At 47.4% G+C, this 19,290-nt stretch carries 18 protein-coding genes; 7 read left to right on the forward strand and 11 right to left on the reverse strand.

Features of this window, described 5'->3' with window-relative positions; genetic code table 11:
• Positions 1 to 98 precede the first annotated feature (98 nt).
• A complete protein-coding gene (locus QJS83_RS07220) occupies positions 99 to 3,797 on the forward strand; it encodes an ABC transporter transmembrane domain-containing protein (protein ID WP_284608497.1) in 3,699 nt (1,232 codons plus the stop codon).
• 86 nt (positions 3,798 to 3,883) lie between these two features.
• Here QJS83_RS07220 and QJS83_RS07225 read toward each other — a convergent pair whose 3' ends face one another.
• From QJS83_RS07225 to QJS83_RS07245, 5 genes are all read right to left on the reverse strand, one after another.
• On the reverse strand, positions 3,884 to 4,105 hold the full coding sequence (locus QJS83_RS07225; protein WP_284608498.1) for a hypothetical protein: 222 nt from the start codon (positions 4,103 to 4,105) through the stop codon (positions 3,884 to 3,886).
• A gap of 85 nt (positions 4,106 to 4,190) precedes the next feature.
• Positions 4,191 to 5,648, reverse strand: a complete 1,458-nt coding sequence (locus QJS83_RS07230; protein ID WP_284608499.1) for a sensor histidine kinase — start codon at positions 5,646 to 5,648, stop codon at positions 4,191 to 4,193.
• Positions 5,626 to 6,309, reverse strand: a complete 684-nt coding sequence (locus tag QJS83_RS07235; protein ID WP_284608500.1) for a response regulator transcription factor — start codon at positions 6,307 to 6,309, stop codon at positions 5,626 to 5,628. Before QJS83_RS07235 ends, QJS83_RS07230 begins: the two co-directional genes overlap by 23 nt.
• Positions 6,290 to 8,398 (reverse strand): LTA synthase family protein, encoded by a 2,109-nt coding sequence (locus tag QJS83_RS07240; RefSeq protein WP_284608501.1) that lies wholly within the window; start codon positions 8,396 to 8,398, stop codon positions 6,290 to 6,292. Before QJS83_RS07240 ends, QJS83_RS07235 begins: the two co-directional genes overlap by 20 nt.
• A gap of 52 nt (positions 8,399 to 8,450) precedes the next feature.
• Positions 8,451 to 8,837: a hypothetical protein gene (locus QJS83_RS07245; protein WP_284608502.1), complete on the reverse strand. Its 387-nt coding sequence runs from the start codon at positions 8,835 to 8,837 to the stop codon at positions 8,451 to 8,453.
• 93 nt (positions 8,838 to 8,930) lie between these two features.
• Here QJS83_RS07245 and QJS83_RS07250 point away from each other — a divergent pair, with 93 nt between their 5' ends.
• The 5 genes from QJS83_RS07250 (at position 8,931) to pdxH (ending at position 12,731) form a co-directional block, all read left to right on the forward strand.
• On the forward strand, positions 8,931 to 9,173 hold the full coding sequence (locus QJS83_RS07250) for a Sec-independent protein translocase subunit TatA/TatB (protein ID WP_284608503.1): 243 nt from the start codon (positions 8,931 to 8,933) through the stop codon (positions 9,171 to 9,173).
• Positions 9,170 to 10,219, forward strand: a complete 1,050-nt coding sequence (gene selD, locus QJS83_RS07255) for a selenide, water dikinase SelD (protein ID WP_284608504.1) — start codon at positions 9,170 to 9,172, stop codon at positions 10,217 to 10,219. Before QJS83_RS07250 ends, selD begins: the two co-directional genes overlap by 4 nt.
• The gene (mnmH, locus tag QJS83_RS07260) at positions 10,212 to 11,363 is read left to right on the forward strand and encodes a tRNA 2-selenouridine(34) synthase MnmH (RefSeq protein ID WP_284608505.1); all 1,152 of its coding nucleotides are present in this window, start codon (positions 10,212 to 10,214) and stop codon (positions 11,361 to 11,363) included. The genes selD and mnmH overlap by 8 nt, the downstream gene beginning before the upstream one ends.
• Before the next feature lie 85 nt (positions 11,364 to 11,448).
• Complete coding sequence (locus tag QJS83_RS07265; protein WP_284608506.1) at positions 11,449 to 12,144, forward strand: FKBP-type peptidyl-prolyl cis-trans isomerase; 696 nt, start codon at positions 11,449 to 11,451, stop codon at positions 12,142 to 12,144.
• The gene (gene pdxH, locus QJS83_RS07270) at positions 12,144 to 12,731 is read left to right on the forward strand and encodes a pyridoxamine 5'-phosphate oxidase (RefSeq protein ID WP_284608507.1); all 588 of its coding nucleotides are present in this window, start codon (positions 12,144 to 12,146) and stop codon (positions 12,729 to 12,731) included. Before QJS83_RS07265 ends, pdxH begins: the two co-directional genes overlap by 1 nt.
• A gap of 292 nt (positions 12,732 to 13,023) precedes the next feature.
• Here the strand turns inward: pdxH and QJS83_RS07275 are convergent, their stop codons facing one another.
• The 4 genes from QJS83_RS07275 to QJS83_RS07290 all read right to left on the reverse strand — a co-directional run bounded on the left by QJS83_RS07275 (position 13,024) and on the right by QJS83_RS07290 (position 15,401).
• Complete coding sequence (locus QJS83_RS07275; protein WP_284608508.1) at positions 13,024 to 13,599, reverse strand: GNAT family N-acetyltransferase; 576 nt, start codon at positions 13,597 to 13,599, stop codon at positions 13,024 to 13,026.
• The gene (locus QJS83_RS07280) at positions 13,571 to 13,882 is read right to left on the reverse strand and encodes a hypothetical protein (RefSeq protein ID WP_284608509.1); all 312 of its coding nucleotides are present in this window, start codon (positions 13,880 to 13,882) and stop codon (positions 13,571 to 13,573) included. Before QJS83_RS07280 ends, QJS83_RS07275 begins: the two co-directional genes overlap by 29 nt.
• An 84-nt stretch (positions 13,883 to 13,966) precedes the next feature.
• Complete coding sequence (gene apaG / locus QJS83_RS07285) at positions 13,967 to 14,356, reverse strand: Co2+/Mg2+ efflux protein ApaG (RefSeq protein ID WP_284608510.1); 390 nt, start codon at positions 14,354 to 14,356, stop codon at positions 13,967 to 13,969.
• Positions 14,357 to 14,435: 79 nt separating this feature from the next.
• The gene (locus QJS83_RS07290) at positions 14,436 to 15,401 is read right to left on the reverse strand and encodes an endonuclease/exonuclease/phosphatase family protein (RefSeq protein WP_284608511.1); all 966 of its coding nucleotides are present in this window, start codon (positions 15,399 to 15,401) and stop codon (positions 14,436 to 14,438) included.
• Between the two features lie 119 nt (positions 15,402 to 15,520).
• On the opposite strand from QJS83_RS07290, the gene QJS83_RS07295 reads away from it, so the two are divergent.
• Positions 15,521 to 17,065: a leucyl aminopeptidase family protein gene (locus QJS83_RS07295; protein WP_284608512.1), complete on the forward strand. Its 1,545-nt coding sequence runs from the start codon at positions 15,521 to 15,523 to the stop codon at positions 17,063 to 17,065.
• A gap of 56 nt (positions 17,066 to 17,121) precedes the next feature.
• Here QJS83_RS07295 and QJS83_RS07300 read toward each other — a convergent pair whose 3' ends face one another.
• Together QJS83_RS07300 and QJS83_RS07305 are read right to left on the reverse strand one after the other, a co-directional pair.
• Positions 17,122 to 18,531, reverse strand: coding sequence for a hypothetical protein (locus QJS83_RS07300; protein WP_284608513.1), 1,410 nt, complete (start codon positions 18,529 to 18,531; stop codon positions 17,122 to 17,124).
• On the reverse strand, positions 18,531 to 19,136 hold the full coding sequence (locus QJS83_RS07305) for a DUF502 domain-containing protein (RefSeq protein WP_284608514.1): 606 nt from the start codon (positions 19,134 to 19,136) through the stop codon (positions 18,531 to 18,533). Before QJS83_RS07305 ends, QJS83_RS07300 begins: the two co-directional genes overlap by 1 nt.
• Positions 19,137 to 19,290 lie beyond the last annotated feature (154 nt).

The following is a 19,290-nucleotide window of genomic DNA, read 5'->3' on the forward strand; positions in this document are numbered from 1 at the left end:
CTGCAAAAATAAAGATCCACGTTTAGCGACGCTTATAGATCTTTTTCCCAACACAATTTGTTTTTTAAAAAGCCCATGACGGGCAGTTACGGATTCGTATGAATTTCTTTAGACGTATGTTGTTCTCTGAGGTCACTCCTCTGGTGAGGTTGGCTAAAACCAAGCACATTGAGGAAGCGGATCTGCTCCCTTTGCCGGACAGTCTTCATCCTGAACTTCAAAAAGTCGATGACTCTGAAATAAATTGGAGCACGCCGCGAAAGTTTTTATTCTCTTTAGTGCGCGCGCTTCGTGGGTGCACACGCCCGGCATATATTTGGTACATCGCAAGTTCTTTACTGGCTTTGGCTTCACCGGTGTTAGTGAATCGGTTTGTCGGTTTAATTTCTCAAGGTGTAAGCAAAGAAAATCTGCCTTGGGCGCTGGGGTATGGTGTTTTGTTGGGCCTGTGCGGTTTTCTTTCGGGCCTTTGCATGCAGCACTATTTTTACAATACGTTGCGCGCGTATCAGCTGGCGACAAATCTTTTAAATGAAAAGATCTTTCGCCACAGCTTAAAGCTCAGTCAGCAGGCTCGTCAGAAAAATCAAATCGGCGATGTCGTGAACCATATGAGTTCCGACTCTGATGCCGTGTCTGATTTTCCTTTGGTCTTGGGGGATTTGTTTTCAGCAAGTTTCCTGATCGTCGGCGTGGTCGGCATGCTGTTCTATTATATCGGCTGGTCGGCGCTGGCGGCCTTGGCGGTTTTGTTTACTCTTGCACCTTTGACAAACTATGTGGCGAAAAGATTCACACGCCTTGATGAAGAGATGATGGCGCACCGGGATCGTCGCGTCACTTTAATGACCCAAGCGTTAAATGCAATCCGCGTGGTTAAATATTTCGCTTGGGAAAAAAGTGTTTCTAAAGAAGTGACCGAAGTGCGCGAGAAAGAACTTTTAAGCCGCCGCCGTTTGGCGAAAGCGGAAGTGATTTCAAGCCTCGGTTATTTGGGTGTTTCCACTTTGGTTCTTTTCGTCGCTTTGGCGGTTCACGCCGCTCGCGGGGAAAAACTGGATGCTGCGATTATCTTTACGTGTGTCTCGTTGTTTGGTTTATTGGAAGGTCCTTTCGGCGATTTGTCGCGTTTGATTTCACGTTTTACAACGGCGACTGTCGGTGCGGGCCGCATTTTGAATTTTCTTAAGCAAGATCAGGTTGAGATTTCAACCCAAGAAAGCGCGCGCATTGGTGAAGCTGTCGGTGTTGAACTTCGCGATTTGTCTGTGCGTTATCCCGAAGCTCATGACGATGTCGTAAAAAACATCCAAATCACAATTCCGCCGGGAACGTCTTTGGCGATTGTCGGTCCTGTAGGTTCCGGAAAAAGTTCTTTGTTGTATGCGTTGTTAGGTGAGATTCCTTGTAAAGAAAACGGCATTCACTATTTTCCAATCGAGAAAGGTGAACGTCCGCGCATGGCCTATGTGCCGCAAGAGGCATATATCGTAAACAGCAGCCTTTTGGAAAATCTGCAATTCGGAGAAGACGTGAGCAAAGAAGAATTGCGCCGCGCACTTCATAACAGCTGTTTAAGCCGCGACTTGAAAGAGTGGAGCGGAGGCTTGCGCACGGAGATCGGCGAAAAAGGGGTGAATCTTTCCGGCGGACAAAAACAACGCGTCGCTTTGGCACGTGCTTATTTACGTCGTCCACAGATCGTATTGCTGGATGATCCCCTTTCTGCTGTCGATGCTGAAACGGAAAATCTTCTTTGTGACCGTTTGCTTTTTGGCGCGTGGAAGGACATCACACGCATTGTCGTCACGCACCGCTTGGAGCACCTCGCGCGCTTCGATCAAATGATTTACATCGAAGATGGAGAAGTAAAAGGCCAAGGGCCTTATTCGGAGCTCCAGAAAAACTGCCCGGCCTTTATGGAATTCTATAAAGAACATGCGGTGACGCAAGGGGATTCTTCCACGCAGGCTTCCGCTGAAATCGCGACGGCGGATGCCGCTGCCGCTCAAGACAGCGTTTACGATGATAAAAAATCGCGCGTTACCGAAGATGAAGAGCGGGAAGTCGGCGCGGTGAAGAGCTCTGTGTATTGGGATTACATTAGCTCTTTAGGTGGCGACGGCAAGTACACAAAGAAGCTTATTCTGACGTGTTTGCTGCTTGGCGCGGTCTTGGTGACGATGCTGCCGCTGGCGCAAAAAGCCTGGCTGTCTTATTACTCTGGCCATCAGAGTGAGTGGCTGGCGTTATCCGCTGTCGGTATTTATGGATTGATTGGTTTAGCTGTTTTAGTGGGTTCTCTTTTAAATCATTTGTTTTGGCTGGATCGTGGAATTCGTGCGGGTAAGAACATGCACGATAAAATGCTGAAAAGTGTTTTGTCGTCGCCGGTGCGTTTCTTTGATTCCACACCGGTGGGGCGAATCATTCAAAGATTTTCGCGCGATATCGAATCGGTGGACGTGTATCTGCAGTGGAGTTTTGACTCTGCCGTTCACTGTGCTTTGCAGGTGATCGTGTCGATCGTTTTGATTTTGGGATTGATGCCGCTGATGATTTTTGTCATCGGACCGGTGATGGCTTTGTACTATGTTGTGCAAAGAGATTATCGCCGTCCGGCTCGTGAAGTGAAACGTTTTGACAGTGTCGCGCGTTCACCGCGCTATGCGCACTTTAAAGAAAGTTTGCAGGGATTGATTGTTATCCGCGGTTTCAATAAATCGAATTGGTTTATGCGTAACTTCTATGACAAGCTCGCGCACAGTCAGCGTATGTTTTACTCGCATTACATGATCAACCGCTGGTTTTCGTCGCGCATTCCCCTGATTGGCGGTGTGATCTCGATGGCCACGGCGATCGGCGTGTCTTTGTCAGCTTACTATGGCGTGATGGATGCGGGGACAGCGGGTCTGGTGACCCTGTATTCGCTTTCTTTCTGGGGCTTCCTCAACTGGGGCGTGCGCATCTTCGCGGATATCGAATCACGTATGACCTCGATTGAACGCTTGAAGTTTTTCTCGAACTTGCCTTCGGAAAAATCCGTTCTTAAGAAAGCGGAAAATGCGGTTTTACCGACATGGCCCGAGCTTGGTGAAATCTCGGTAGAGAATTTAAAAGTTCGTTATGCCGAACATCTTCCGATGGTTTTAAAAGGAATTACTTTTAAAGTCGCAGCGGGAAGCCGTGTCGGTATTATCGGGAGAACCGGTTCGGGAAAAAGTACGTTCTTCCAGTCCTTGTTCCGTTTTATCGAGGCCGAGGAAGGACGCATCGTTATCGACGGTCACGACATTGCCACCGTGCCTTTGGAGAAGCTTCGTCGCAGTCTTGCGATCATTCCGCAGGATCCGACGCTTTTCTTAGGCACGATTCGCAACAATCTGGATCGTTACAACGAGTATTCAGACGAAGAAGTGATCGGCGCGTTGAAACATGCTTCAATGTGGGAACACGTTTCAGAGCTGCCGCACGGAATTCATTCGGCGGTCACAGAAGGCGGCTTGAATTTGAGCCAAGGCCAAAGGCAGCTTTTGTGTTTGGCGCGCGCCCTTTTGACGAAAGCTCGCGTGATTGTGATGGATGAGGCCACGGCCAGCGTCGACGTGCAAACAGACGCGCTTTTACAAAAAGTCATTCGTCAAAGTTTCGCCGGAGTTACGATGCTGATTATCGCCCATCGTTTGGGAACCATCGCCGATTGCGACCAGATTGTGGAAATCTCTGCCGGAGAAGTAAAATCGATCCGCAGCCCAAGTGAAATCTCGCAAGAAGAAATCGAAGAAAGCTTAGTCTAAAAAGTAAGGCCGTACCTAATAAAAAAGGGAACCCGAGTGGGTTCCCTTTTTAAAAGAGCTAAGCTCTCACTAAAATCGCAAAGCGATTAGTGACCAGCAGGAGCTGGAGCAGCAGCTTCTTCTTTTTTAGTTTCAGTAGCAGCAGCAGCTTTTTTAGCGTGCTTTTTCTTAGCAGCTTTACCTTCTTCTTTTTTAACTTCAGTAGCAGGAGCAGCAGGAGCCGCAGCTGCAGCAGCAGGAGCAGTTTCGTTAGCGTGAGCAACTACACCAGCAAATACAACAGTCATCAAAACAGAAGCGAATTTCATAGTAACCTCCTAATGGTTATGTTTTAGCTTCAATCGGACAGGGAAAATGCTAGCAAATAGGGATAAAACTCTGATTAAAAGGGAATTAAATGTTTTTAATTTCAAAGCTGAATCGCGCGCCGTATCCTGAGTGATTTTGCGCACTTAGCTTCGCGTTGTGAAGAATGGCGATTTTTTGAGCAATCGCCAAACCTAGACCAAAGCCTTTAACTCGGACGCCCACATTCGAACCGCGCGAGAAACGTTCAAAAATGAGAGGAAGCTGTTCCTCTGGAATTCCCGGTCCGTTGTCATCGACAATAAAAAGACTGACTTCATCTTTATAGTTCAGTGTCAGTGAAACGACTTCCCCATTCGGTGAATACTTAATGGCGTTTTCAATCACGATCACCATAAGATTCAAAAGCAGATCATTGTCGCCGCGAATGATTTTGCGATCGTCCGCTGTTTCATTATTGATGTTTAGCTTCAGCTTAATATTTTTTGAATTCGCCAATTTCTCACAGCGGGAAACCGCTTCAAACACCAACTCATCCAAAGCGAGGTCCTGCAAATTCAGGGCGCCGATACCAGCATCAACGCGCGCAAGCAGAAGCATCTCTTGCACAATGCTCGATAGATTGTCGACCTCTTGCAAAGCCGATTTGATAAATTGATCGATGTCTTTTTTTTCGGTCTTTTTCAAAAGCTCAAGCTCGCCACGCATGATTGTCAGCGGTGTTAAAAGCTGGTGAGACGCATCCGCGACAAAGCGCTCCTGACTGAGGAAGGCCTGCTGAATCCGGTCGAGCATTTCATTTAAAGTCAGCGCAAGTTTTTTGATTTCGTCGTTCGCATTAGGGATCGGAACGCGCTGGGAAAGTTCGCTGGCTTTAATCTCTTTCGCCGTGTTGATCATATTGTTCAGCGGAGTCAAAGCGCGTGCTGATAGAAACAAACCACCGGCTGTCGCAATCAACAAGACAAACGGAATGCCGATTTGCAATAACGTCAGACGCTGGCTGATCTGAGTTTCTAGAAGTGTCATCGGAACTGCAATTTGCAACAGAAGCTGAGGTTTTGCGGCGTTATCCAGCGGGAAAGAAATCAAACGGTACGAATCGGCTTCCGCAGAGGGAATATTGCGGATGTGCTCAATGGTGCGATAGGTGGCTTCTTCGCCTTTCCAAATACGCTCGAAATCTTTCTTATACGGCGGATTGAACTCACCGAAATTTCCCACACGCGCAAGCACGGCGCCGGAACTATGACGAACTTGAATCAAAGCGGTTCCCAAGGGAAAGGGCAGAATTTTTCCATGGTCCAAGCGCAGGGGAGGAAAACTTAAGTCCCCTTTGATGCCGATCTCGATCCCTTCGGAAACGTCGACGGAGTAATTGAAAAGAGCGTCATCGAAGTCCTGCTGAAGGGTGTCGATCATCATTTGGAAAAGGAACATGTTAAAAAAGATCGTCGTCGCTCCGAAAATAAGGACGAAGATCAGCGAAAGACGCAGACGAATGCTGAAGCCGGAAAAGAATTTATAAATTCTCTTTAAGAACATAGCCTGTGCCGACAACTGTATGAATCAGACGTTTCGAAAAAGGAGCGTCAATTTTTTTACGCAAAAGATTGATGTACACATCGATCACGTTGCTTTCGGAATCGAAATGGATGTCCCAGACATGTTCTGCAATCGAAACGCGACCCAAAGGTCGTTCGGGATTGCGCATAAAGTACTCGAGCAGAGCAAACTCTTTAGTCGTTAAAGAAATCTCTTGATTCGCACGACGGGCTTTTCGTTGGATCAAATCCAACTCCAAGTCGGCGTATTTTAAAACGTTCGAATTGTTTCCAGTACTTGAACTTTTTCGGCGCAGAAGCGCGCGCACGCGTGCATGAAGTTCGTCAAAAGAATAGGGCTTCGTCAAATAGTCGTCAGCGCCCGCATCCAATCCATGCACTTTGTCTTTTGTTGTGGAAAGAGCCGTCAGCATCATGATCGGTCCTTCATAGCCATCGCGGCGAATGTGGCGAGCCGTATCGATGCCGCTTTGATCCGGCAACATCACATCAAGGATCACGAGATCGTAATCACCTTGCGCCATGTAGGACTCGGCCGCACTTCCGCTTTCCGCGATATCAACGGCATAACCTACCTCATTGAGGCCTTTCTTAAGAAAGTTCGCCATTTTGACTTGGTCTTCAACGACGAGAATCCGCATTTGAGTGTGATCCTTTCTTTTCTTTCATAAAGTAATAATCCAGAACGCCCATGAGTGATTTGTATTTTAAAGACAGATCTTTTTTATGCCCGGTGAGTTCACCTGGAACTAACTTTTCATAAGTTCCCTGCCAATCCAAAGCTTTATCGTCGTTCGCATTTCCCGCAGCCAAAACACCGCCGGATCGATCGACGATAAGATGCGAGGCATTCACGGCAAAATCTCCGGCAGGGGAAAATAAATCCCGTCCAAGCGAATAATATTCCTTTTCGGAAAGAGCGAGATTGTAAAGTGTCGGAGCAATATCCGCATGCGAACCAAAGCTTTGCGCTTCCAGTTTTTTACGAATGGCCGCCGGAGTGTAGAGATAAAAAGGCACGGCGCCTTTCTGCAAAAGTTCCTGCTCTGAGAAGTTCACAATCCAAAACGTATGATCTCCGGTGACAGCGATAATCACTTTGTCTTTGAGCGGAGAATTTTTAATACGACTCAAAAAGGCGCCGAGTTTATCAGCGGAATAACGATACGTGCGAAAGCGTTTTTCCGCCAAGGCCGCTTCACCGATGAGGCGCGCTTTCAATTCCTCGGGGGCGTTGAGCGCCGGGATTGCATAGCTTGCCGGCAGTTGATACGGCGGATGATTGGTTGTCGTCATTGTCAAAAGAAACTGCGGTTCTTTGGCTTCGCTCAAACTTTTAAACACATATTCAAAGACGTCTTCGTCGTAAACGCCCCAGTCATGTTTTTCTTTAAGCCCACCGAGACTCTCGGTCATCTCGGCTTCACCTTCAACGGTGTCAAAACTCTGCATCAGAGCGAATTTATTTACTTCGCGCCACCCGGGGTTGCCACCGTAAAGAAAGCGCGCCTTGTAGCCGTTCTGCTTGAAAATACGCGCGGGACTTGTGCGGAAGGGGACTTGGAGATAATCACTCTCGGTCAGAAACTCACTGATCGGTCTTTGCGGGGAGCCAATCATCAAGCAGCTCAAACTTCCAATCGTGGCGTTGGTGCTGGAAAGAAAGTTTGTGATGTAGGTGTCCTCGGATAAGTGTTTTTTAAAATCGCCGACAAGGTCGAAATCCTGCTTGTCGTATTGCAGCCAGTAAGACCCCAAAGACTCCATCACAAGAACCACAACATGCGGGCGGGTTTTTTCCGCCCATTCATTTTTGGGGGTGACATGTTTCATGAGGCTGAGAGGATCTTCCGGCACTTGCTCTACGGGAATTTGATAAAAATCTGCAAAGGCCTGGCGATAGTTTTCGCCATAACCATAGTGTTTTAAATTGCTGTCCCATTGGGACTGTTGCTGGGATTTCAGCTCAATCGCGCGGGTAAATGCGCGGGTGCCGTTAAAGCACAGATGATTAACGAAAATACTTTTTGAGATGCCGGTATCCATTTCGCTGAGCGGGAACAAAGCCAAGGTCCCGCGCGCGCCCACACCATTGACGACAAAAAGAACGAAAAAGAAAAAAACAAAAACAGGATAGGAGATTTTTTGAACGTCGGCTGGCCACCACTCTTTGCCTTGGGTGAAATTGATTTTCAAACCCTTCCAAAGACAATAACAAAAAATCGCCAGCCCCGTAAAAATCCAAACGATAGGGTAGTTGCGCCACATGGTTTTAACAAGCGCTAAGGTGTCATCTTCGATAAAGCCAAAAATCAAAACGTTGATGCGGTCTTGATAGAAACTGTAAAAACCCAGATCCACCGCCGAGATAAACGTGACGATGAAAAGCATCACCGCATAGTACGGGATAAGGAATTTCGTAAAGCGCGCAAAGATTTTGTGAAGCTGCGGAGCAAATCCCTGCCAAAAGGAAAACAAGCTGAAAAATAAAAGCAAAAGCAGAGGAATGGCGTTGATATAAAATAAAACCGTGCTGTCAAAGCGTGCGCCCAAAATGAAGGCGTGAAAGACATCGCTACGAAGCTGCGCGAGTTCTTGAGAGTTTCCAAAAAGCCCTAAAAAAGCCGCGCGCCAAAGAGTTCCAATAAGCAGAAAAACCACATTCACGATCAGAATGCGTTTGATATATAGCCAGCTTAGGTTGAACCATTGCGCCCGAGTTTTATCCATGGAGTGAGTGAAAATCTCACTTCCCGAGCGCCTATGCAAGATGAATCAGGACTTATTCAGGTTTTCCAAAGTCCCAAGGCTTATTCGGGTCTGCAGGGACGCGTGTGTCTCCCGACTCATTGATTTCAACGGATTTGATTCGTTTGTCTTCATCCGCCGTGACCTTCACGGAAGGACCGCCGGCTTTTTTACTTTTCTCAAGATCCTTGAGCATTTTGCCATAATGCTGTGCAGAGCGGGGGAGAGTGTAGGCTCCTTTAGCTTTATCGCCTTCAAAAAAGACCTCAACTTCATCGCTAATTTCGCGGACGACGCGCACTTTGGCGGCAAACGATTTTGTCTTGTCCCTTTCGGGTTCTTGTTCGTAAAGATTAGTGTTCAGTTTGCTTTGGGCCTGAGCGTCACCCATAAGGAATAAGACCATGATGAAGGAAAGCATTTTGTTTTCTCCCTTTGAAATATAATGCACGGCCTTTTGTTGCCGTGCAATAGGGCTTATGGTAGGGTTTTGAGCTTGTAACGAGGAGACCTTATGAATCTTGGTTGGACAGAAATTATTCTCATCGGCGCGATTGCTTTGCTTCTCTTTGGCCCTAGCAAGCTTCCCAATTTGGGACGTTCTCTGGGCGAAGCCATTCGTGGTTTCAAAAAAGGTCTGAACGAAGACCACTCGCAAGAGCGCGACGTGAACAAGCAAATCACGCAGAATCAGGAAAAGCCTTTGAATCAAGAGCGTGAAGCGCAAGAGCAAAAAGATCCAAATAAACAATCATGAGCTCGCAAAAAATCGCGCTGACTCAGACTGTGCAAAAGGGAGGCTGTGCTGCGAAGGTGGCCGCCTCTGAATTGCGAAAAATCCTGCAACAGGTGAAATTCCCTGTGGCGCATCCGGCTTTGATGGTGGATGGAGGATTGTTTGACGATGCCGCGATTTACAAAGTCAACGACGATGTCGCGTTGGTGCAAACTCTCGATTTTTTCACTCCTATTGTTGATACTCCCAAACTTTTTGGTGAAATCGCCGCAGCCAATGCTCTGAGTGACGTTTACGCTATGGGCGGTCGTCCAAAAACCGCCATGGGGATCTTGGCATTTCCCATCGCGACGATGCCGGAAGAAGTGATCGTCGATGTGATGCAAGGCGCGAGTGATAAGATCGCCGAAGCCGATGCCAACTTCGTCGGCGGTCACTCCATTGATGATGACACGTTGAAATTTGGCCTGGCAGTCACAGGTTTTGTGAATCCGCGTTTTGTCTGGACCAATGCGGGAGCAAAAGCCGGGGATCATCTTATTCTTACAAAGCCATTGGGCACGGGAACAATGACCGCTTCTTTGAAGCGCCAAGAGTCGCAAGAAAGCGACATCATGGATGCCTTGCAAAGCATGGCAACCGTGAATAATGCCGTCGATTATTTGACTCCACCTTTGATGGAACACATTCATGCGGCGACGGATATCACGGGTTTTGGTCTTTCCGGGCATTCCATGCAGCTGGCAAAAGCAAGTCAGGTCAGCTTAAAAATTCACTCTGAAAAATTGCCGCGCTTTAGTAAGGCGCTGGCCTTTTTGGAAAAAGGTTTCTTAACGAAAGCGCATCGTACGAACGCCGCTTATACTGAAAATGATATCGACGTTTCCGGTCTGGATGCACTTCATAAGCTTCTTCTACACGATCCGCAAACCAGCGGAGGCCTTCTTTTGAGCGTGTCTCGTGAAGTCAGTCACGACGTTCTTCAGGCCTTGCGTGCGAAGTTCAAATCTGCTGAGATCATTGGAGAGGTTTTGCCTCGCCAAGATAAAGCGGTGATTTTTGAATAGCACGAATATCAAAGTCGAAAATCTCAAAGATCTTTTTTTACACGATACACCTTTGTTAGATGTGCGTGCGCCTATTGAGTTTTCTCAAGGACATTTACCCGGCGCTGTGAACAGACCTATTCTTAACGATGCCGAGCGGGCTCTGATCGGAACGACTTACAAACAACAGGGACAAGCCGCCGCGGTCAAGCTGGGGTACGAATTGATTTCAGGGCCTGTTAAGGAAGAACGTGTTCAGGCTTGGAAAGCTTTTTTTGAGCAAAATCCCTCTGCGGTGATTTATTGTTTTCGTGGCGGAAAGCGTTCGCAGATCACGCAGCAGTGGCTCAAAGAAGCGGGTGTCGAGCGGCCTTTGATTGTCGGTGGCTATAAAGTCACGCGCCAGTTTTTAATGAGTACCATTGACGAGTTCTCTCAGAAAAAAGAATTCCTGGTGGTTTCAGGCCCCACGGGGAGCGGGAAAACGGAACTTTTGAAGACGGTCGAAAGCTTCTATCCGACAGTGAATCTGGAAGCTCTCGCGCATCATCGCGGGTCGGCTTTTGGTTCTTTAGAAATAGCCCAGCCGACGCAGATTAATTTTGAAAACAAACTGGCCGTAAATCTTCTTAAAATTGAGGACAAAACTGCGACAAGCACAAGGCCGCTTGTTGAAGATGAAAGTCGTATGATCGGGCAGGTGTATCAGCCAACGTCTTTCTTTGAACGCTTGCGCTCTTCGCAAGTTCTGTGGCTGGATGAGCCCTTGGAAAAACGCGTGGACAATATTTTCCATGATTATATTCTCAGCACGGATATTGGAATGGCTCATGCGCAGACCATGCGATGCGCGGAAGAGGCAGAGATCCTGCGCGCGCAAGTAAACAAGGTTTTCCTTAAGTACAAAACGGCGGTGCAAGTGATTTCGCGCAAGCTCGGGGGCTTGCGTGCAAGGGAAATCTTGACGGATATTGAAGCCGCCGAGCTGGATTTTTGGCGCAACAATACCGTGAATCTCAATAAAGTATGGATTGAGAAGCTGCTTAGTTACTACTATGACCCGCTCTATCTCGGCTCCCTGCAACGGCGTGAAGTTCGCGTCGCCTTTAAAGGCCCGGCCTCTGAGGCTTTTGAATTCCTTAAAAGTTCGCAAGCACCTACCTAAACTCCCTGCGTTAACTGTTTGAAAAAGCAAGAAACCAGCGCAAGATATGTCGTTAGCAATTTAACAACCTTTAAGAGGAGACAACATGAATAAGGTAGTGCTTGGTGGTCTCGTTGTAGCTGCAATGGCTTTCACAACGGCTTGCCAAAAGAAAGTGAAGCTCGATACTGATATGAAAAAAGCGAGCTACGCTATCGGACAACAAATCGGTGGCAACTTGAAACAACAAAACATCGATTTCGATGCTGACGCTTTGGCGCAAGCTTTGAAAGATGCATCTGCTGGTAAAAATGAAATGTCTAAAGAAGACATGCAAGCAGCAATGATGAAGCTTCAAGAAATGGCGATGAAAAAACAACAAGAAGCGGCTGAAGGTAATGCTAAAGCTGGTAAAGAATTCTTGGAGAAAAACAAATCTGCTGCTGGCGTGAAAACAACAGCTTCAGGTCTTCAGTACATCGTTGAAAAAGAAGGTACTGGCGCAACTCCTAAGAAAGAAGACGTCGTAAAAGTTCACTACAAAGGAACTTTGACGAACGGCGAACAATTCGATTCTTCTTACGATCGTGGTCAACCTGCGGAATTCCCAGTAGGCGGTGTGATCCCTGGTTGGACAGAAGCTCTTCAATTGATGAAAGTGGGCGGCAAAGCAAAACTTTTCATCCCACCTGAGTTGGCATACGGTCCATCTGGCCGTCCTGGTATTCCGCCAAATTCAGTTCTTGTTTTCGACGTTGAGTTGATCGACATCGTTAAACAAGATACTAAAAAGAAGAAGTAATGATCGATATTACTTTAGATCCTTTTCAGCATTTCGATCGCCTCCTTAAAGAGGCGATGGCAAAGCAAGTTCCCGAGGCCAACGCGATGTCGGTGGCCACGGTGGATGAAGAGGGTGTGCCCTCCGTTCGAATCGTCTACCTTAAAGAGGTTTCGAAGGGGGGCTTTGTTTTTTATGGCAACTACAACAGCCATAAAGGCAAAGACATCGAAATCAATGAAAACGTGTGTCTTAACTTCCATTGGCCCGTTTTGTGGCAACAAATCCGTATCACTGGTAAAGCCGAAAAAATTTCCGCTGCGGAAAGCGATGCTTACTTCGCCACTCGCGCACGTTTAAGTCAGATCGGTGCCTGGGCTTCCCACCAAAGTGAGATTATTCCTGATCGTGATTGGCTCGCTCGTCGAGTCGCCGAATACGAAAAACAATTCGATGGACAGATTGTGCCTCGGCCTCCGCACTGGGGCGGATGGAGAGTCATTCCCACTGAGATTGAGTTTTGGTTTGGGCTTTCGGGGAGACTGCATGAGCGTTATGTTTACCAACGTGGTGCGGATGGTTGGAAGACGTTCATGCGAAGTCCTTAGTGCTTCCGCCAAGCTGCCTTTCCTAGGCTGCCTCCTCTTACGCTCAGACAGTCCTCGCGCTTGCTTTTCGGTTTCTGGCATTCTTTGTTCTTCTTTTTTAGTTTCCTGATTGCTATGGCCGGTTTTTCTTGGCGCTGTGGAACTCGCTAGAGAGGAGGCAGCCTAGGAAAGGCAGCTTGGCGGAAGAACCAAGGATTTGCTCCGTTCGAATCATTTCATTTCGTGGGAAACTAAGTTTTTGAATTTTCCCGTAAGACTCAAAAAAATTCAGAACGGATGAGTTATTAATGGGTTACTTTGATTTTAAATCTTCTTTTGTGATGGCGTAGATGAGCATGTCTTTCCATTTTTTATTTACTAAGAGGCGTTTTTTGCTCAGGCCTTCTTTGCGCAGGCCCAAGGCTTTGGCTGTTTTTATGGATTTTTTGTTTGAGGGTGCTATGCCGGCTTCGAGACGGTGGAGTTTTAGATTTTTAAAGGCGAGATGGAAAGCGGCTTTGCAGGCTTCTTGGGCGTAGCCGTGGCCCCAGAAGTTGTTGTAGATGCGATAACCTAAGTAAGCGTTTTGGAAGACGCCTCTGGAGATATCCATCAGGCTGACGGTGCCGATAAGAATGCCGTCGTCTTTGCGGAAGATGCCGAAGTCATAGAAGTGATCGGCGCTGCGTTTTTGTTTTTGCTCTTTAAGAATGGCTTTGAACTTTTTAAGTGTGAGTTCGGAGTCATCCCAGTTGGTTTCATCCCATTCGTTTTGAGGGGAGCGCATCGAAGAGTGGGCTTGGGCCCAGTTTTCGAAATCGTACTCTTCGAGTGGGCGGATGATAAGACGCTTTGTTGTTTTAGAGAGTGGCAGATCTATAGACTTCATTAGAGATGAGTCTAAGAGGGATGCGCTCTAAGTTGCAATAATAATAGGTTAAAGTGTGCGGGCTGCTGACGACCGCTTCGTGATCATGGTGGCCGACCATTTTGATCGTCAGTTTTATGTCGGTGGATTTAGGGATCGCGACGATCTTGGGAGTAACGAAATTGGTTTTGACTCCATCAAGCCATATTTCTGCGCCTTCTTGTTCAGAAACGACCATGCACAAGCACATCGGCTCAGGCTTTTGCAGTCCTAATAATTGGCGAAGATTTTTGAACCAAGCCATGCTTGCTCCCTTCAAATTCGGGAAGGGTATAGCACTGACTTTTTGAGGAATTCCAGCAATTTTCTTAAAACTAGACCCTGTAATTTAGTGGAGAGCGTGAGGAGCAATTAAATAGAATTCAGGCACTTCGACGCTGAAGCTCTCTCCGCTTTCGGCTACGAAGTAATAGCGTCCCTGCATGCTGCCCGCAGAGGCATTAAGGGGACACGCACTGTCATACTCAAAAGTTTGGCCGGGTTGAATTTTCGGCTGCATTCCCACAACGCCCGGTCCGCGCACTTCTTCTTTGTGTCCACGAGAATCCGTGATCACCCAGTGACGGCTCATCAGTTGCGCCGGCGCTGTGCCTTTGTTTGTGATGGAAATTTTGTAAGCAAAAAAGTGATAACCTTGTTCGGGTTTTGATTCCGAAGGAACGTAGACCACTTTCGTGGAGATAACAAATTCTGGTACCGCGGTTTTTTGCATTGCCATAGTGTCATAAAGAATAAGTTTGCAACTTTGAAAGGTCAACGGGCGAGATCATGACAAATGCAGATGCGACGTATAATTCTTATTTGAGTTTCAAGTTCTCAATTTCAAACACAACAGGATAGTGATCCGAAGGAAGACTAAGTTTGGCATCCATGTTGCGGGGAATGTCATGTGGCATACCGAACTCATCCTTATATCTGTGGACGTAAGCGGAGCCCGGTTTTATGTGTGAATGAAGTGACGGTGAAAGAAAGACAAAATCAATTTGTCGTCCGTCTGCGCGCGAGCCGTTGCGGACTTGATAAAAAGTCGCGCGTTCTGCTTGCGGCAGATTCATGACTTCCAGCACGTCCTTCAGATTGGTGGTCGAGTAGATGTCCTTAAATTCCTCGTCGGTGTTCACGAGGCTCGCGTTGCCATTGAAGTCTCCCGCAACGATCACCGGAAGATCGGGATGAACAGTGTTCAGTTCTTTATAAATCTCAAGCAAAGTGCGCAGCTCGGCCTGGCGGCGCTCGAAACCATTGGGGTCAATATTCTCGGGATCTAAACGGGACTTTAAGTGCGCCAGCAAAATCGTGAGGAAAGGTTTTTCTTTATCCACGGTGAAAAGACGTAGCTCAGCAACGTCGCGCGAGAACTTGTGGCTCCCGTTCACTTTGCCTTTGACGGGATAACCGGTTTCAAGGCTTTGGCGCTCGTGCGGGTAGAGGTAATTGATCGGTCGGTGTTTGTTCGATTGAAGATCAAAATAAAAAGGCAGATTCTTGCGAATCAAAAAACCGACGTCGATATTGCGCTCAGAGTTTCCCTCAATCAAACAAGGCGAATACGCGTCATCCATAAAGAGTTGGTTGAAGTTTTTAAGCGATTCAAAGCCGCCCACTTCGCAGAGCATAATAACGTCCGCGTTGATCTCTTTCAGGGCTTTCGCGATATCCGAAGTTTTTTTCAGAGACTTATTCTCATAGATGGAGGTGGAAAGGCGCTGCCATTGCGCCTCTTTCCAGTCTAAGGCTTCCTTACCCGGGACCACATCGAACATCAAAAAGAGATTCTCTGCATTGAGTAAGCAAAATTTTAAATTTGTGGTCTCTGTCCACGTCATATTATGATTTTACGGAATTTTTCACCCATATCACAAACTAAAAGTGAGGAAATACAGTGGCTAAAAAATCGGCTCCCGCGAAGAACTCCAACAAGCTTCAATTTAAATCTTGGATTGAAACTTTCGACTTCGGGAAGGAACTTAAAGTTAAAAATGAATTGACGGGATTCGTCTATTTCCTGGGCGTGGATGACTCGAATAAGTTTTCGTCTTTGGTGAAGCAGCATTCTTTGGATTGGCAAGCGGACTCGTTGAAAACGAATGACAAAGATTTTGTTTATTTTGTCGGCCAGCAAGGGCCTGTGTGGATTTTGCGTTCGCGTAAAAAAACCAGCGTTGGGCACGACGGTTTGATTGATGAAGCTTCCTATGCATGGGCGCGTGATCAGTTTGGCTCCCTTGTCAGTCACTTTAAAGCGCATCATCTAAAAGCGGTTGTCATTGATTTCCACGGCACCGAAGAGGCTCAAGACTTGGGCGCGCTGGTCGGTTTGGATATTGCCGTTTATAACTTCCGTCAGTTCGTGGATGGAAAGCAGCTGTTGGATCTGCCGCGTGTTGCGATCAAAAAATCTTTGGGTGGGGGTTTGGACAAAGCCTTAGTGAAAGAGGCGATGATCCGCGCTCGCGCTGTCAATTTTGCGCGCCACATGGTGAACTTGCCGCCAAACGATTTGAATCCGAAAACGTTTGCTGAAATCGCGATGAAACAATTGTCATTCCCGCAAACTCTGAAAGTGAACGTGTGGGACACGAAAAAATTGATTCAAGAAAACATGGGATTGCATGTGGCTGTCGGTCAAGGTTCCGAAAACGGCCCTTGCATGGTTCACATGAAATACCGTCCTACGAAGAAATCAAAACTAAAACCAGTGGCCTTCGTCGGTAAAGGCATCACGTTTGATACGGGCGGTTTGGATATCAAGCCTTCGTCAGCAATGCGTTTGATGAAAAAAGATATGGGCGGAGCTGCCAGCGTTATCGGTTTGGCTTTGTGGGTGGCAGAAAGCAATTACCCAGGACCTGTGGATTTCTATTTGGCTTTGGCTGAAAACACGGTCGACGGTAAAGCATTCCGTCCAAGTGATGTGATCACGGCAAGAAACGGTTTGCGTGTTGAAATCGACAACACCGATGCTGAAGGCCGTTTGGTTTTGGCCGATGTTTTGGATGTCGCATGTACGGCAAAAGGCGCTGACGAAGCCGAGTACGTCATTGACGTCGCGACTTTGACCGGCGCAATTAAAGTGGGACTGGGTTCAGAGATCGCGGGCTTGTTTTCAAACGACGACGTCTTGGCGAATGAGTTGACGACAGCAGGTCAGCGCGCGGGCGACCTCAACTGGCGTATGCCGTTGTTTGAAAAATACTGGGGCGAGATGTCTTCGCCATTTGCGGATTTTAAAAACTCCGGTGGCGGATTCGGTGGCGCGATCACGGCGGCGTTGTTCCTACAAAAATTCGTGCGCGGAAAAAAATGGGCGCACTTAGATGTGTATGCTTGGTCCGACAAAGCTCAAGGTGCTTTGTTGTCCAGCGGAGGCAGCGGTCAGCCGGTTCAATGTTTGATCGAGTTCCTCACGAAAAGAGCAGAGAAGTAATAAAAAAAGCGCCGAAGATCTCGGCGCTTTTTTCTTGGGGAGTTGAGCCGGGTAAATTACTTATAGCCGAAAAGTTTTTTGGCCTTGATGAGGTCGCGGACCTTCGGAGGAACGGAGGTCTCCCACTTCGGATCGCCGGACTCAATCATTTTCATAACGTCAGCGGAGTGCAGATAATCATCCGTTTCATCGCAACCGGAGATGTCCACGATCTGCTTGTTTTCGACAAAATAAGAATACACATGACGAAGATGCGGATTCGGGAAAAAGCTTCGCGCCGTCAAACAAAGGTTCGGCGTCTTGTGCGGATAAATGTACAGCTTCGTTTTTTGCTCAAGAAGCTTCCCCATTCCCTCGAGAAGGCCGCCCTCAAGATCTTGATAGTGCTCTTCTGTGAAAAGTTTATTGAGATGGCTTGCGCCCACAACCAACGCCATAAAATGCGGGTTGTAGCGGCGTAAGAAACGCTTCAAACCGTAGAATAAAAAGAAATTGGAGATCAAAACGTGAAAACCCAAAGACGTCAAAACTTCAACGCGGGCTAAGAAGTCCTTCTCGTTGATATGTCCATCCGTTTGCAGGTTGTGCATCGTGAGCTCCATGATCGGCAGGATCTCAAGCTCTTTGCCTTCGGATTTTTGGACGTCATCACGAATTTGCACAAGGCCTTTTTGCAAAACATCCAAATGCGTGCTCGTGACAGGACGGAAAGTCCCGCGCTGAATAAGCAGGGACTTGCCATAGACAGCATCTGAAACATTAAGAATTTCATTTTTAGGAGAGAACAAGATCGCTTCAGCAAGTCCACGGCGTACAAGCTCTAGATTCATCAAATGCGCATCAAAGTGCTGCAACGCCGGGCCTTCAAACTTGATCACATCGATGACGATCTGACCTTCTTTGAGGCCGTCCACAAGACGGGGAATAAACTCTTCCACATTGTCGAGATGGTAAAAAGCGCAGTCCAAAAGATTGACGCCAAGAACACCCAACGATTCTTGTTGTTGCAGGCGATATTTATCCAGCATGCGCACGTGCAGAATGATATCGTTGGCAGGGCCGCCAGGCTCAGTTTGAAAGCGAACTCCCATCCAACCGTGAGATTGCTTCGAACTTCCCGAAGAGGCCGTCGCGACTGTGTTAGCGAAAGAAAAGAAACGAGTCGTCGCTCCACGGTGTTTGCTAAGGCGATCTACTAAAAGATTGTATTCGTGGCCCAACATTTTGTGCAGACGCGATTCGCAAACGTAACGGCCATTGGCTTCGCGACCGTAGATATCGTCACTGACGATCATGTCGTAGGCAGAGATTGTTTTTGCGATTGTCTGCGAAGCTTTTCCAGCTTGGAAGAAATGACGAGCCACTTCCTGACCCGCACCAATCTCCGCGAAAGCACCATAACGACTGACGTCTTTATTGATTTTAAGCGCTTTTCCCACAGTGGTTTCTTGCGGAGATACGGACATTAGTGTTTGTCTCCCTCATTCTTGTCGGCTTTCACCCAACCGGTGATCGCAAGGCTCATGGCTTTTTCAATCGGCATATCCAAAGGAGTGATACGATTGCGAGGCACCATCAAAGTAAATCCGCCCAAACCATAACTCATTGGAACGTAAACGGCGATACGATCACCCGCATTTTGTTCAATGGCAGGAACGTCTTTGAAGTTTTCGCGTGTGACAAGACCGAGCACGCGAATGCCGGTTTCCCCCATGTCGACAAAAACAACTTTTTGCAAGCCGCCGGGACCGCCACCTTTTGAAAACAAATTCATCAAGTCACGCAAAGGACTGTAGATCGCTTTGATGAAAGGAACTTGCGTAAGGCGCTGTTCCAACTTTTGGAAGATTCCGCCCGCAATAAGGTTGTTAAGCATCAAGCCGAGCAACAAGATCAAAAGGATCGTGAGCAAAAATCCTAAGCCGGGAATATAAACGGGAAGCACACGGCGAAGAGCGTCTCCAAGGAAGCTATCGACAATCGCGATACCCGCATAGATGATATAAATTGTCAGTGCAATTGGTAAGAAGGTGACGAGCCCTTGCAAGAAAATTTTTTGGAGTTGTTTCATAGCTAGATGTCCTGTCCTTCTTTTAATATCGGAAAAAAATTAATATCAGCATAGTCGAGCGTCTTCAAGCTCTTACGCTCTTCTCAAAATGAGACATGATTTTCCCTCAACCCTCCAGGACTTCCGACCGAAAAGATCTGGGTCAAAGGAGAAC

It is taken from the genome of Bdellovibrio sp. 22V, assembly GCF_030169785.1.
Taxonomy (GTDB): domain Bacteria; phylum Bdellovibrionota; class Bdellovibrionia; order Bdellovibrionales; family Bdellovibrionaceae; genus Bdellovibrio.